The organism is Streptomyces sp. NRRL WC-3626 (genome assembly GCF_000718785.1).
GTDB lineage: Bacteria > Actinomycetota > Actinomycetes > Streptomycetales > Streptomycetaceae > Streptomyces > Streptomyces edwardsiae.
This window is the reverse complement of sequence record NZ_JOCA01000005.1, coordinates 216,987-231,394: the sequence shown is the minus strand read 5'-3', so window position 1 is coordinate 231,394 and position 14,408 is coordinate 216,987. Positions and strand designations below refer to the sequence as shown.

General features: G+C 71.5%; 10 protein-coding genes. 2 read left to right on the top strand and 8 right to left on the bottom strand.

Features of this window, described 5'->3' with window-relative positions:
• Positions 1 to 164 precede the first annotated feature (164 nt).
• The gene (locus tag IF28_RS0110090) at positions 165 to 764 is read right to left on the bottom strand and encodes a hypothetical protein (protein ID WP_004924857.1); all 600 of its coding nucleotides are present in this window, start codon (positions 762 to 764) and stop codon (positions 165 to 167) included.
• A 584-nt stretch (positions 765 to 1,348) separates the two neighbouring features.
• On the opposite strand from IF28_RS0110090, the gene IF28_RS0110085 reads away from it, so the two are divergent.
• Positions 1,349 to 2,197, top strand: a complete 849-nt coding sequence (locus IF28_RS0110085; protein WP_078621018.1) for a class I SAM-dependent methyltransferase — start codon at positions 1,349 to 1,351, stop codon at positions 2,195 to 2,197.
• A gap of 59 nt (positions 2,198 to 2,256) precedes the next feature.
• Here IF28_RS0110085 and ffh read toward each other — a convergent pair whose 3' ends face one another.
• The 5 genes from ffh to IF28_RS0110060 form a co-directional block, all read right to left on the bottom strand.
• The gene (gene ffh, locus IF28_RS0110080; RefSeq protein WP_030216604.1) at positions 2,257 to 3,807 is read right to left on the bottom strand and encodes a signal recognition particle protein; all 1,551 of its coding nucleotides are present in this window, start codon (positions 3,805 to 3,807) and stop codon (positions 2,257 to 2,259) included.
• A gap of 220 nt (positions 3,808 to 4,027) precedes the next feature.
• Positions 4,028 to 6,469 (bottom strand): [protein-PII] uridylyltransferase, encoded by a 2,442-nt coding sequence (locus IF28_RS0110075; protein ID WP_030216603.1) that lies wholly within the window; start codon positions 6,467 to 6,469, stop codon positions 4,028 to 4,030.
• 22 nt (positions 6,470 to 6,491) lie between these two features.
• The gene (locus IF28_RS0110070; RefSeq protein WP_004924863.1) at positions 6,492 to 6,830 is read right to left on the bottom strand and encodes a P-II family nitrogen regulator; all 339 of its coding nucleotides are present in this window, start codon (positions 6,828 to 6,830) and stop codon (positions 6,492 to 6,494) included.
• Complete coding sequence (locus IF28_RS0110065) at positions 6,827 to 8,167, bottom strand: ammonium transporter (protein ID WP_030216602.1); 1,341 nt, start codon at positions 8,165 to 8,167, stop codon at positions 6,827 to 6,829. The genes IF28_RS0110070 and IF28_RS0110065 overlap by 4 nt, the downstream gene beginning before the upstream one ends.
• A 347-nt stretch (positions 8,168 to 8,514) precedes the next feature.
• Positions 8,515 to 10,011, bottom strand: a complete 1,497-nt coding sequence (locus IF28_RS0110060; RefSeq protein WP_030216601.1) for a hypothetical protein — start codon at positions 10,009 to 10,011, stop codon at positions 8,515 to 8,517.
• A 446-nt stretch (positions 10,012 to 10,457) separates the two neighbouring features.
• Here IF28_RS0110060 and IF28_RS0110055 point away from each other — a divergent pair, with 446 nt between their 5' ends.
• Positions 10,458 to 11,123: a bifunctional DNA primase/polymerase gene (locus IF28_RS0110055; protein ID WP_030216600.1), complete on the top strand. Its 666-nt coding sequence runs from the start codon at positions 10,458 to 10,460 to the stop codon at positions 11,121 to 11,123.
• 333 nt (positions 11,124 to 11,456) lie between these two features.
• Here IF28_RS0110055 and ftsY read toward each other — a convergent pair whose 3' ends face one another.
• Entirely contained in the window at positions 11,457 to 12,659 is a 1,203-nt protein-coding gene (gene ftsY, locus IF28_RS0110050) for a signal recognition particle-docking protein FtsY (protein ID WP_030216599.1), read from the bottom strand.
• A gap of 214 nt (positions 12,660 to 12,873) precedes the next feature.
• Positions 12,874 to 14,292 (bottom strand): sugar porter family MFS transporter, encoded by a 1,419-nt coding sequence (locus tag IF28_RS0110045; protein ID WP_030216598.1) that lies wholly within the window; start codon positions 14,290 to 14,292, stop codon positions 12,874 to 12,876.
• Between the last annotated feature and the right edge of the window lie 116 nt (positions 14,293 to 14,408).

Sequence of the window (14,408 nt, the reverse complement as noted above, 5' to 3'; positions counted from 1 at the left end):
GGCGTGGTTCGCGCCGCTCGGCGCCTGCGAGGTACCGCCGCCCCCACCCGTGCCGCCCGGGGGGTACCTCCCAGGCCCTTTCGGGCCCTGGGGGAGGCACGGCTGCCCGCAGTGACGCGGCTGGGTGGGGCTCGGTGGACCCGGCATCCACGAGATGCCGGGGGTCAGCTTGCGGTGGCTACTACCTCCGGGATCTGGAAGGGCTTTCCGCAGCCGCCGCAGACGATGGGGGCCTGGGCGAGGACCGACGGGACCACGCGGACGTTGCGGCCGCAGTCGCAGACGGCCTTGACGCGGACGCCGCCCCCGGAGGAGCCGTGCCGTGCGGCCGGGCCGCGGAAGCTGCGGGCGGTGTCCCCCGCGGTCGCCGCGGTGTGGGCCTTCAGGGCACGCTGCAGGCGTTCCGTCGTCGGACGGTAGCGGCGCTTCGCCTCGGGCGTGAGCGTCACCAGCGAGAAACCGCTGCTCGGATGCGGCTCCTCGGGGTGGTCCAGCCCCAGTTCCTCGGCGATCGCGAGGAACCTGCGGTTGTGGTAGCGGCCGGCTCGGGATGTGTCGCGTACGCCGCGCGCGGCGGCGACGCCATGGACTGCCTCGTGCAGCAGTCGCTCGAAGGAGAGTTCGTGACCGCACGCGGACGACGACTCCCCGATCAGTGACTCGGGCGCGGCAAGATCGGGCAGCTCGGGGTGGTACCGCTGAATGTCGGCCCACGCCTGCGCCAGTTCTGCGGCGAGAACAGGTGGTGTCTGTGTCGTGCTCACGTAATGACAACGAGCCGGGGTGCCTCTGTGTTCCGATTCCGGGGCATCCCAAATAATTTGCACGTACCCGTCAGTTGTCACTGATGCGTCCTGACGAGTACGGGTGCGCTGATCTGCGGAGAAGCCTCGCAGCTCACCTCAAGGTGGTGCGTAGGCTGACGTACGCCCCCACGTGTAAGCGGTCTCCGCGCGCCGGTGCGCGTGGGATCCGCGGATGCGCAAGGGACGTTTCGGCCGCTCTCGCGGACACCTGGCACGCGGCCGGCGGCGACGCCACGGGCGCGACGTTACCGGGTCCGCCCCCGGCACCGCTCACCGCCCCGGCGCCGCCCGCGCGCGGGGTCCTCGGCCGTGGCCGGAACCGGCGTACGAGTGCCTCCGGCATGGCGGAGCGGACGGCCCGGGATTACCGGAATGTGAATTCTTGCCACTGGCACAACCAACTACCAAGCAGCCGCCGCTTTCCACTGGACGACACGTCGAGTGCGGAGTTTCCTGGCATACGGGGGGTGTGCGGGCGCACTGCACGGGGGCCAGGGAATCGGACACCGCGGCAACTTCTCGGCTGATTGGGGCGCTTACCTATGACACCTACGCTCGTGCGGCAGCACCCGCCTCGCACGGGGGCCGCCCCCCGCGTGGACCCGCGCGCACGCGCGCGTGACTGGTCCGAGATCCAGGAGCGGATGCTCGTACCGCTCTACGAGGCCGTCTACGAGCGACTCGACGTGGGACCCGCGACACGCGTGCTCGGCCTCGGCTGCGGCTCCGGACTGGCCCTGCTGATGGCGGCCTCGCGCGGTGCGAAGGTCACCGGTGTCGACACCTGTGCCGACCGGCTGGACCTCGCACGCGAGCGCCTGCTGCCCGAGGACCGGGACGCGCACACGCGTGACGCCGCGCGCATCGTGCACGGCACGCCCGCACAGGCCGCGCGCGCGGACGCCTACACCGTGGTGACGGCCTTCGAGCCGATCGGCTGCCTCTTCGGCGACGCGGAGGGGCTCGGCGATCTCCTCGCCGAGGCGGTCCCGCTGGCCGGGCGCGGAGCGGCCGTGGTGCTGTCCGGCTGGGGGCCGCCCGAGCGGTGCGCCACGACGTCCGTGCTGCGGGTGGCCGCCAAGCTGGCGGAGCCGCTGCGCGGCACCGGCACCTGGCGCCCCACGGACCGCGACGACCTGGAGCGGGTCGCCGCGCGCGCGGGACTGCGGCCGGACGGCTCCGGGCGGGTGGCCTGCCCGTTCGGCTACGCGGACGTGGACAGCGCGGTACGGGGCCTCAAGTCGACGGGGCTGTTCGACCCGGCGGTCACCGCCACGGACCAGGCGCAGGTCGACAAGGAACTGGCGGAGGCCCTGCATCCGTACCAGCGGCCGGACGGGACCGTGTGGATGCCGAACGTGTTCCGCTACCTCGTCGCACGCACCCCCTGAGAACGGAACCGGGGCGCCCCTCGCACGAGGGGCGCCCCGAAGACGTACCGGTGTGGGCGTCAGCCCATGAACTTCTTGAACTCGTCGGGCAGTTCGAAGTCCTGGCCGCCCTGCTGCGGCAGCCCGAAGGCGTTCCCGCCCTCCGCGGCGGCGGCGCGGCGCGCGGCCTCCTCCTGCTCCTGCTGCTTGCGCTTCATCGGGTTGCCGGAGCGCTGCTTGCCCTTGGCCTGCTTCTGCTTCTTCTTCGTCCGGCCCGGACCGCCGCCCATGCCCGGCATCCCGGGCATCCCCGGCATGCCGCCGCCCTGAGCCATGCGGGACATCATCTTCCGGGCCTCGAAGAACCGCTCGACCAGGCCCTTCACCGCGCTGACCTCGACACCGGAACCCTTGGCGATACGGGCACGGCGTGAGCCGTTGATGATCGTCGGCTCCTGGCGCTCGGCCGGGGTCATCGACTTGATGATCGCCGCGGTGCGGTCGACGTCCCGCTCGTCCAGGTTGTTGATCTGGTCCTTGATCTGACCCATGCCGGGCAGCATGCCGAGCAGCTTCGAGATGCTGCCCATCTTCCTGACCTGCTCCATCTGGGCCAGGAAGTCGTCCAGGGTGAAGTCCTGGCCCTTCTTCGACGCCAGCTTGGAGGCCATTTTCTCGGCCTCTTCCTGACTGAACGTCTTCTCCGCCTGCTCGATCAGGGTGAGCAGGTCACCCATGTCGAGGATGCGGGAGGCCATCCGGTCCGGGTGGAAGGCGTCGAAGTCGCCGAGCTTCTCACCGTTGGACGCGAACATGATCGGCTTGCCGGTGATCTGCCGGATCGACAGGGCGGCGCCACCGCGCGCGTCACCGTCGAGCTTGGAGAGCACCACGCCGTCGAAGCCGACGCCGTCGCGGAACGCCTCGGCGGTGTTGACGGCGTCCTGGCCGATCATCGCGTCGACGACGAAAAGGATCTCGTCCGGGGAGACGGCGTCGCGGATGTCCGCAGCCTGCCGCATCATCTCCTGGTCGATGCCCAGGCGGCCGGCGGTGTCCACGATCACGATGTCGTGGACCTTGGTCTTCGCGAACTCGATGGAGTCCTTGGCGACCTTGACCGGGTCACCCACACCGTTGCCCGGCTCGGGCGCGTAGACGGCGACACCGGCGCGCTCGGCGACGACGCTCAGCTGGTTGACGGCGTTGGGGCGCTGGAGGTCGGCGGCGACCAGCACCGGCGAGTGGCCCTGCTCCTTCAGCCAGTGGCCGAGCTTGCCCGCGAGGGTGGTCTTACCGGCACCCTGCAGACCTGCGAGCATGATCACGGTCGGCGGCTGCTTGGCGAAGCGCAGCCGGCGGGTCTCGCCGCCGAGCACGTGAACGAGTTCGTCATTGACGATCTTGAGAACCTGCTGGGCGGGATTCAGCGCCTTGGAAACCTCGGCGCCCAACGCCCTGTCCTTGACGTTCTTGATAAACGTCCGGACGACAGGCAGGGCAACGTCGGCTTCGAGGAGAGCGATGCGGATTTCACGCGCCGTGGCGTCGATGTCCGCCTCGGACAACCTGCCTTTGCCGCGGAGGTTTTTGAAAGTCGCGCTGAGGCGGTCGGAGAGGGTATCGAACACGGTGGCGTCGGTCCTCGAGGTCGGGGGCGGATCTGGGCTGCCCTCCAGAGTATCCGGCCCGGCAAGCAAATCGCCCCCGCCCACTTCTGCGAGTGGACAGGGGCGGACCCCCGCGTCGGCGGGGAGCAACCGAGGATCGTGATGAGCTCGTCGTTCACGATCGGAACACCCCCGCTTCGGCGGGGAGCACACCCGTTCAACGCCCCGAGAGTCCACGAGGTCACGCCCCCAGCGTCTCCTCCAGCTTCCGTGCCACCGCCACCGCCTCCTCGTCGGGCAGGGGCGTGCCGTCGGGGCCGACCACGTAGAAGGCGTCCACGGCGTTCGCGCCGAGGGTGGAGACGTGGGCGCTGCGGACTCGTACCGCCGCGTCCTCCAGTGCGCGTCCGATGCGGAACAGCAGGCCCGGGGCGTCCTGTGCGCGGACCTCCATCACGGTGGCGTGCCGGGAGGCGGCCGGCGCGACCGTGACGCGGGGCGGGGGCGCGACGCCGCCGCGCCGCCTTGGATACGCGGCGTCGCGTTCGGTGAGGCGGGCGGCGATGTCGAGGGTGCCGTCCAGGGCGCGTACGAGGTCCGCGCGGAGCCGGGTGGCCTGGGGCAGGGAGCCGTACTCGGCGGCGACCCGCCAGTCGAGGAGCAGCACGGAGCCGTCCACGCCGTCCGGGAGGTCCAGGGCCCGCAGTTCCGCGGTGCGTACGGTCAGCCGGTGCATGGCGAGCACCCCGGCCACGGCGGGCAGCACGCCCTCCTGGTCGGGTACGGCGATGCGCAGTTCCACGCCCAGCGGCTCGGGGTCGCCGGAGGCTTCGGTGGACGGTTCGGGCCGGGCCCGCAGGGACAGCACCGGCGCGCCGGTGGCGACGGCCTCGATCGCGAGGCGTTCCTGTTCGGCGGTGGGCGCGGCCTCCTCGGGAGCGTCCGGGGCGTCGCCGGAGAGTACGCCGGAGACCCGGGTGACGAGGTCCGCGACGAGTGAGGCCCGCCAGGTCGACCAGGCCGCCGGTCCGGTGGCGAGGGCGTCCGCCTCGGTGAGGGCGTGCAGCAGTTCGAGAGTGCCCTGGGCGCCGACGGCGTCGGCGACCGCGCGGACGGTCGCCGGGTCGTCCAGGTCGCGCCGGGTGGCGGTGTCGACGAGCAGCAGATGATGGCGTACGACAGTGGCGATCACGGTGACGTCGTGCTGGTCGAAGCCGATGCGGGCGGCCACGTCGCGGGCGATGGTCTCGCCGGCCACCGAGTGGTCGCCGGGCCAGCCCTTGCCGATGTCGTGCAGCAGTGCGGCGACCAGCAGCAGGTCGGGGCGGCTGACGCGGCGGGTGAAGGCGGAGGCGCGGACGGCGGTCTCGATGAGGTGCCGGTCGACGGTCCACAGGTGCACGGCGTTGCGCTGCGGACGGCAGCGGACCCGGTCCCAGTCCGGCAGCAGCAGGCTGACCAGGCCTTCCGCCTCCAGCGCCTCCCAGACGTCGACGGTGGGGCGGCCGGATCCCAGCAGGGTGACGAGCTGTTCGCGCGCCTCGGCGGGCCAGGGCGCGGGCAGGGGGCGTGCGGCGGCCGCCATGCGCCGTACGGCGTGCAGGGAGAGCGGGAGCCCGGCCTGGGCGGCGGCGGCCGCGGCGCGCAGCGGGAGCACGGGGTCGCGTTCGGGGCGGGCGGTGCGGGCGAGCACCGCTTCGCCGTCCTGCTCCACGACGCCTTCGGCGAGCGGGGACCGCTCGGCCGCCGGTTTTCCGCCGCCGAGAATGGCGCGCAGCCGGGGCCGTACCGCGCGGGAGCGCAGGACGCGCCCCACTTCGCGCCAGGTGACGTCACCGGCGTAGGCGATGACGCGCGCGGCCTCGTAGACCTGCCGCAGCAGCGCGTCCGCGTCGAGCAGGCCGAGTTCGGCCGCGACCTGGTCCTGTTCCTGGAGGGCGAGCCGGTCGGTGACGCGCCCTGTGGTGAGGTGGAGGGCGTCCCGTACGTCGAGGAGGCGGCGGCGGGCGTCGGCGAGGCCCTCGCGCGGGGCGTCGGCGAGCCAGGATGCGGCGACCGCGCGCAGGGCGGTGGCGTCGCGCAGTCCGCCGCGGGCCTCCTTGAGGTCGGGTTCGAGGAGGTACTGCAGTTCGCCGTGGCGTTCGGCGCGTTCCTCGCAGAGTTCCCGCAGGGCGGGAAGGCGTTTGGGTGCCTGGTTGCGCCAGTCGGCGAGCACCGTGGTGCGCAGGGCGGTGGTGAGGCCGAGGTCGCCGGCGATGTGCCGGGCGTCCAGCAGTCCGAGCTGGGCCCTGAGATCCTCGGCTGCCGTCTTCCGGGCTTCGGCGGGGGTGCGGACGGAGTGGTCGAGGGCGAGGCCCAGGTCCCAGACGGGGTACCAGAGGCGGTCGGCGAGGGCGGCGACCGCGCCGGGGTCGGAGCCGTCGTGCAGCAGGAGCAGGTCGAGATCGCTGCGCGGGGAGAGTTCCGCGCGCCCGTAGCCGCCCACGGCGATCAGGGACACTCCGCGCGCCCCCTCGGCACCGGCGGCGAACAGTCCGCCGAGCCAGCGGTCGGTGAGGTCCGCCAGGGCGGTACGGCGCGGCGGCCCGGACCGCGCCCCCTCGGTGAGGAGGCGCAGCCGGGCCGCCGCATAGCCGCCGGGTCCCTGGTCCTCTGCTTCTTTCGTCACGTTCGTACTGGTCACCCGGCGACTCCGTTCTCGTGGGTCAGAGCGCGTCCGGGCCGCGCTCGCCGGTGCGTACCCGTACGGCGGTCTCGACCGGGACCGACCAGACCTTGCCGTCACCGATCTTGCCGGTGCGGGCGGCCTTGACCACGACGTCGATGAGCTGTTCGGCGTCGTCGTCCTCGACCAGCACCTCGATGCGGATCTTGGGCACCAGGTCGACGGTGTACTCGGCACCACGGTAGACCTCGGTGTGGCCGCGCTGGCGTCCGTAGCCGCTGGCCTCGGTGACCGTCAGTCCGTGCACTCCGAAGGCCTGGAGGGCCTCCTTGATCTCGTCGAGCCGGTGCGGCTTGACGACGGCGGTGATGAGCTTCATGCGTCCACCTTCTTGCTCTCGGCCGGGGCGACGGGAGCGGTGACGGCGGTACGGGCCGCGCCGCCGCCGGCGCCGCTGAAGTCGTATGCGGTCTCGGCGTGCTGGGCCTGGTCGATGCCGGCCACCTCGTCGTCCTCGGAGACTCGCATACCGATGGTCTTGTCGAGAAGGAAGGCAAGGACCGCGGAGACGACCAGGGAGTAGGCGAGGACGCCGAAGACTCCGGCGCACTGCTTCCAGAACTGGTCGAGGCCGCCGCCGTAGAAGAGGCCCTGGACCTCGGACTGGCCCTTGCCGCTGGCGAAGAGGCCGATGAGGAGCGAGCCGAGGATGCCGCCGACGAGGTGGACGCCGACGACGTCGAGGGAGTCGTCGTACCCGAAGCGGTACTTCAGGCCGACGGCCATGGCGCACAGCACACCGGCGATGAGGCCGACGGCGATCGCGCCGAGCGGGGAGACGGCGCCGCCGGCCGGGGTGATGGCGACCAGGCCCGAGACCGCGCCGGAGGCGGCGCCGAGCGTGGTGAAGGCGCCGTGGCGGATCTTCTCGTAGGCGAGCCAGCCGAGGACGGCGGCGCCGGTGGCGACCTGGGTGTTGACGAACATCAGCGCGCCGACGCCGTCGTCGTTGCCGAGCCAGGAGCCGGCGTTGAAGCCGAACCAGCCGAACCAGAGCAGACCGGCGCCGAGCATGACCAGCGGGAGGCTGTGCGGGCGCATCGGGTCCTTCTTGAAGCCGACACGCTTGCCGATCACCAGGATCACACCGAGCGCGGCGGCACCGGCGTTGATGTGGACGGCGGTGCCGCCGGCGAAGTCGATGACACCGAGTTCGAAGGCCCAGCCGCCGGCGCCCCAGACCCAGTGGGCGACCGGGAAGTAGACGACGGTGGCCCACAGGGCGATGAACAGGGCCCACGCGGTGAACTTCACGCGGTCGGCGAGGGCGCCGCTGATCAGGGCGGGGGTGAGGACGGCGAACATCAGCTGGAAGACCAGGAAGACGAAGACCGGGATGGTGTAGCCGTCCCAGAGTTCGGTGAGGCCGATGTCGCTGAGGCCGACCCAGTCGGAGTTCCAGCCGACGATGCCCCCGGAGTCGGTGCCGAACGCCATGGAGAAGCCGTACAGCACCCACAGGACGGTGACGATCCCGAGGCTGATGAAGCTCATCATCAGCATGTTCAGTGTGCTCTTGACGCGGACCATGCCTCCGTAGAAGAAGGCGAGTCCCGGGGTCATGAGCATCACCAGGGCGGAACAGATGAGCATGAACCCTGTGTTGGCGGCGGACAGCGTGGGCGCGTCTGCGGCCAGGGTGATGGCTGGTGCCATCGGCGTCTCCTCGTCGTTGGTACGGCCCCGTGCGGGCGAAGCCTCGAGCGGATTGAGGGGTGGGCCGGTTATGCGCCATGAGATTGGCGCAGCGCGGTTTCGGTGGAAGCCCCTCGTTGTTTCGCCGCCGTGACGAAGACGCCTGGTGTGTTACGGGTCGGTGAACCGCCGGGGCCGGGGTGCGCCGGTCGTCATCGTGTCGCAGCCTTCGGTGTACGGCGGTGAGCCCTGGCCGGGGAGACACACGACCGGCCGCGGACGGCCTCCGAATGACCTGGCATGGGGGAGCCGAGTCGGGCGGTTCGGGAGGGCCGGCCGCGGCCGGGGCCTGGCGGTTTCTCGGTGGATCAGACCGCGTCCGCGGTCTCGGGCAGTTCGATGGCGAGCCGCTCGGTGAGTTCGACGACGTCGGCGAGGTCGCCGAAGTCGCGTACGGCGGTGTCGACCGTCTTTCGGATACGAGTGTTGACGCGCTCGGAGCGGACCTTCTTGGCCGCCGTGATGGCCTCGGTGGCGAGAACCGCGCTCCGCTCGGGTTCGCGCTGGAGGAGGTGGACGGTGGCCATGCCGATCAGGTTGAGGGCGTAGGAGCGCTGGTGTGCGCCGGCCTCCTGGCCGAACAGCTCGACGGCGCGCCGCATCAGCGGCTCGGCGAGGGAGGCGTAGGTGGGGCTGCGGCCGGCGACATAGGCGAGGTCGCGGTAGGAGTGGGAGTTCTCCGCGTAGAGCTCGGCCTCGGAGAAGAAGCGGATCCAGTCGGGGTCCGGCTCGTCCCACTCGTCGGCCTCGGAGAAGGTGTCCTCGGCCATCCGGACGGCGCGCTTGCAGCGGCCGGGCTGGCCCATGTTGGCGTAGGCGCGGGCCTCCATCGCGTACAGCATGGACTGGGTGCGCGGGCCGGCGCAGTCGCGGCTGCCGTACTGCGCGAGGTGGATCAGCTCCAGGGCGTCCTCGGGCCGGCCGAGGTGGATCATCTGACGGCTCATGCTGGACAGCACGTACGAGCCGAGCGGCCGGTCGCCGGCCTCCTTGGCGGAGTGCAGGGCGAGCACGAAGTACTTCTGCGCGGTGGGCTGGAGTCCGACGTCGTACGACATCCAGCCGGCCAGTTCCGCGAGTTCGGCGGCGACCTTGAACAGGCGGCGGGTGGTGGACTCGGGCTGGGGTTCCTGGAGCAGGTCGGTCACCTCGTGCAGCTGGCCGACGACGGCCTTGCGGCGCAGGCCGCCGCCGCACTGGGCGTCCCACTGCCGGAACATCATGGTGGTGGTCTCCAGCAGGTCCAGCTCCGGCTTGGAGAGCCGGCCGCGGGCCCGCGCGGCGGAGGACGCCGGGTCGGCCTCGGGCCGGGCCGGCACGGCGGACGGGGAGGGGACCAGCCAGCGCTGCATGGGCTCGATGAGGGACGGGCCCGCGGAGAGGGCCAGCGAGCTCCCGAGGAAGCCGCGCCGCGCCAGCATCAGGTCGCTGCGCGAGAACTCACTGAGCAGGGCCACGGTCTGCGGGCCCGTCCAGGGCAGGTCGACACCGGTCGCGGAGGGTGCGGGGCGGGTGGTGCGCAGGCCCAGGTCCTCGACGGAGACGACGACGCCGAAGCGTTCGGAGAACAGCTCGGAGAGGATTCTGGGGATCGGCTCGCGCGGGTTCTCGCCGTCCAGCCAGCGGCGTACGCGTGAGGTGTCGGTGGAGATGTGGTTGGCGCCCAACTGGCGTGCCCTGCGGTTGACCTGGCGGGCGAGCTCGCCCTTGGACCAGCCGCTGCGGACGAACCATGACGCGAGCAGCTCGTTCGGGCGTTTCTCCGCGCCCGCCGCATTCGTCCCGCCGCCGCCGTTGCCGCTCACTGGAACGCCCCCATCCCTGAAGACCACTTGTCGCCGAGTGCGCCAAGCCCTATCAGAATGCCGGTTGTCGGGGCCGCCCGTCCGACGGTTGTCACCCTTCGAACGGAAAGCCGAGTTGCCACCGGCATACCCACGAGTGCATGTGCCCCAAGAAGCCGTGCACACACAGTAACCCTACGATCACCCGTCCCACCATGGCGGAACCGCAATCGCCACCATTCGCCACCCCTTCGAATGAACTCACCGTTGCCATCTCACGATTCACTTGACACTGCACAGCCAAAAGTGAGTGCGGCGATGCATTGAGGGGCACGCGACAGCGGGCGCACCACCCCGCGCGCTCCCAAGCGCCGGTTGGGCGGGGCGGCGCCGGGAAGTCCGAAACAGAGAGTCATGACGCGCGTTCGCTACGTAACCATCGGAACGCCGGACCCGTTGGAGGGGGCATGGGCTTCACGATCGGTATCAGTCGGGGTATCCGCGACATCCGGTCCGGTTCGCGTCGCCGGAGCCGCTCCTCGGACGCCACCGTGGTGGCGGAGTGCACCGGGCTGTGGGGCTGGGACGTGGTGCCGGGGGTACGGGCTACGGCGGGCGCCTGCTCCTGTGGTGACGCTGGGTGTCCGGCACCGGGGGCGCATCCGCTGGCCCTCGCGCCGGTGATCCGCGCCGGGGCGCCGCTGGACGAGGTGACGGCGGTCTGGTCGGAGTTCCCGGGGGCCGCGCTGATGCTGCCGGTGGGGCGGGCGTTCGACGTGATCGACGTCGCGGAATCCGTGGGACGTCATGCGCTGGCCCGGCTGGAGCGCATGGGCCTGCCGGTCGGCCCGGTCGCCGTCACCCCGGACGGCCGCGCCCACTTCTTCGTCGCCCCGGGGGCTGCCGGCGCGCTCCCCGAACTGCTCTACCGCACGGGCTGGGACGACCCGGCCGCCCTGGACCTGCACGGCCTCGGCCCCGGCACCCACATCACGGCCCCACCCTCCGACCGAGCCGGCCTCGGCCCGGTCCACTGGCTCCGCTCCCCCGCCCTGGACTCCCCCGCCCACCCCCCGGAAGCCCGCCTCCTCCTGGGCACCTTGGCCTACGTGGCCCACCGTTCAGCAACGTAACCCGCCCCGCCACTCCCGCCGGCAGTCGTGCCGCAGGGCGGCGATCCCACCCCCGTCCCGCCACTCCCGCCCGCATCCGCGCCGCAGGAGCGGCGAACCCACCCCGTCCCGCCGTTCCCGCGGGCAATCGTGCCGCAGGGCGGCACGGGTGGGCGCGACGGCACCCCGCAAGCGCCGGGCAGCGCGAACCTCCCCCGGCCCGCCCCCACGCACCGCACCGCACCGCACCGCACCCGCACCCCGTACACCCCCGCACACGGCGAAGCGCCCGCCCCCCGAAGGGCCGGGCGCTTCCGCACGTCCACCGAATCCGACGAAGCCGGAGTCAGAACCTCACTCCCCGATGAGCGCGTCCACGAACGCCCCCGCCTCGAACGGCGCCAGATCGTCCGCCCCCTCCCCGAGCCCGATCAGCTTCACCGGCACCCCCAGCTCCCGCTGCACGGCGACCACGATGCCCCCCTTCGCCGTACCGTCCAGCTTCGTCAGCACGATGCCCGTGATGTCGACGACCTCCGCGAACACCCGCGCCTGCACCAGCCCGTTCTGCCCGGTCGTGGCATCGAGCACCAGCAGCACCTCGTCCAGCGGCGCCTGCTTCTCGACGACCCGCTTGACCTTGCCGAGCTCGTCCATCAGCCCGGTCTTGGTGTGCAGCCGCCCCGCGGTGTCGATGAGCACCGCGTCGGCGGCCATCTCCTTGCCCTCCTTGACCGCGTCGAACGCGACGGAGGCGGGGTCACCGCCCTCCGGCCCGCGCACGGTGTGGGCCCCGACCCGCTCACCCCAGGTCTGCAGCTGATCGGCGGCGGCGGCACGGAACGTATCGGCCGCGCCGAGCACGACCGTGTTGCCGTCGGCGACCAGGACCCGGGCGAGCTTGCCGGTGGTGGTGGTCTTGCCGGTGCCGTTGACCCCGACGACCATGACGATGCCGGGCCCGCCGGCCGCGTTCTCGGTGTGCACGGTGCGGTCCATCTCGGGACCGACCAGCGTGACCAGCTCCTCGCGGAGCAGCCCGCGCAGCTCCGCCGGTGTACGCGTACCGAGCACCTTCACGCGCTCGCGCAGCCGCTCGACCAGTTCCTGGGTGGGCTGCACACCGACGTCCGCGGTGAGCAGGGTGTCCTCGACCTCCTCCCAGGTGTCCTCGTCGAGGTGCTCGCGGGACAGCAGGGTGAGCAGGCCCTGGCCCAGGGCGTTCTGCGAGCGGGAGAGACGGGCGCGCAGCCGGACCAGCCGGCCGGCGGTGGGCTCCGGGATCTCGATCTCGGGAGCCTCGGCGGCGGGCGGTTCCTCGATGACGACGGGACCGGCGCCCGCCGGAAGATCAACCTCCTCGATGGTGCGCCGCGGTTCCTCCCGCGGCGTCTCGGCCTCTTCGCCGACGTGCGGCTCGGCCGGAGGGGCGGTGATGTCGGGCGCGGCGGGCGGCGGCGGGGGCAGCGGCTTCTTGCGCCGGCTGCCGACGATGAGCCCGCCGAGCGCGCCGAGCACGACCACGGCGATGACTACAGCAAGGATGACGATGTCCATAACGCGTCCAGTATCGGCCATGGGTCCCCCGGTGGCACCGATGCGGACCCGTGGCGGACGGGTGCGCGCCGCGCACGGCGGGGCGCCGTCCCGTTACGGCGGACAGACCGCCGCCCCGGCCCGGGGATGACCCGGGCCGGGGCGGCGGTGAGGGTACGAGGAGAGGGGCGGCGGGGACTTGAGCCCTTCTCCCCGGACTGTGGGGGCCGTCGGCTCAGCCCATCTCCTCCAGCGCCTTGCCCTTCGTCTCCTTCACGAACTTCAGGACGAACGGGATCGAGAGCGCGGCGAAGACCGTGTAGATCACGTAGGTGGCCGACAGGTTCCAGTCGGCGAGCGAGGGGAAGCTCGCGGTGATGGCCCAGTTGGCGATCCACTGCGCGGCGGCGGCGACACCGAGGGCGGCGGCGCGGATCCGGTTGGGGAACATCTCGCCGAGCATGACCCAGACGACCACGCCCCACGACAGGGCGAAGAAGAGGACGAAGACGTGCGCGGCGATCAGGGCGACCCAGCCCTGGGTGGCGGGCAGCTGCCCGTCGACGAGGTCGAAGGAGAAGGCCCAGGCCTCCAGGGCGAGGCCGATCACCATGCCGACGGAGCCGATGATCGCGAGCGGCTTGCGGCCGATGCGGTCGACGAAGATCATCGCGATGACGGTGCCGACGATGTTGATGATCGACGTGGTGAACGAGTAGAGGAACGAGTCCGTCGGGTCGACGCCGACCGACTGCCACAGCGTCGAGGAGTAGTAGAACGCGACGTTGATGCCGACGAACTGCTGGAACACCGACAGGCCGATACCGATCCAGACGATCGGCTTGAAGAAGAAGCTGCCGCCGAGCAGGTCCTTGAAGCTGGACTTCTCCTCGCGGTGCATCGCCGACTCGATCTCGGTGACGCGGGCGGTGAGGTCGATGTTCTTGCCCTCGACCTCTTCGAGGATCTGCCGGGCGCGCTCGTGCTTGCCGACGGAGATCAGGTAGCGCGGGGACTCGGGGATGGCGAAGGAGAGCAGGCCGTACAGGACGGCGGGTACGACCATGACGCCGAGCATGACCTGCCAGGCCTCCAGGCCCATCAGCTCACCGCGCTGGTCGCCGTCGGCGGCGTTCAGGATGCCCCAGTTGACCAGCTGCGAGACGGCGATGCCGACCACGATCGCGGCCTGCTGGAAGGAGCCGAGCCGGCCGCGGTAGGCGGGCGGCGCGACCTCGGCGATGTAGGCCGGGCCGATGACGGAGGCCATGCCGATCGCGAAGCCTCCGACGACCCGCCAGAAGGCGAGGTCCCACAGCGCGAAGGGCAGCGCGGAGCCGATGGCGCTGACGGTGAACAGGACCGCGGCGATCTGCATGCAACGGATGCGGCCGATGCGGTCGGCTATGCGGCCTGCGGTCGCGGCGCCGATGGCGCAGCCGATCAGGGCGACGGCGATGACCTGTGCGAGTGCGGCGGAGCCGATGTCGTAGCGGTCGCGGATGGCCTCGACGGCGCCGTTGATCACGGAGCTGTCGTAGCCGAAGAGGAAACCGCCCATCGCGGCCGCGGCCGCGATGAAGACGACGTGCCCGAGATGTTCGGGGTGAGCCGTTCTGGCTCCTGACTGCGGTGCCTGCGGTGTGCTGGTCACGTGTACTCCTCGGGCCACCGGCAACATCGCCGGGTGGGGGTCAGCCCTTCGAGGTCCAGCGGTGGGTACCTGAAGGTAAGAACAACATTGCAGAGACTATGTCTTCAATTGTTGAA

Bases quoted from the DNA above. Each gene is read 5' to 3' on its own strand.
- ftsY (WP_030216599.1), bottom strand. From the start codon at position 12,659: ATGGACATCGTCATCCTTGCTGTAGTCATCGCCGTGGTCGTGCTCGGC.
- IF28_RS0110070 (WP_004924863.1), bottom strand. From the start codon at position 6,830: ATGAAGCTCATCACCGCCGTCGTCAAGCCGCACCGGCTCGACGAGATC.
- IF28_RS0110055 (WP_030216600.1), top strand. From the start codon at position 10,458: ATGGGCTTCACGATCGGTATCAGTCGGGGTATCCGCGACATCCGGTCC.
- IF28_RS0110065 (WP_030216602.1), bottom strand. From the start codon at position 8,167: ATGGCACCAGCCATCACCCTGGCCGCAGACGCGCCCACGCTGTCCGCC.
- IF28_RS0110085 (WP_078621018.1), top strand. From the start codon at position 1,349: ATGACACCTACGCTCGTGCGGCAGCACCCGCCTCGCACGGGGGCCGCC.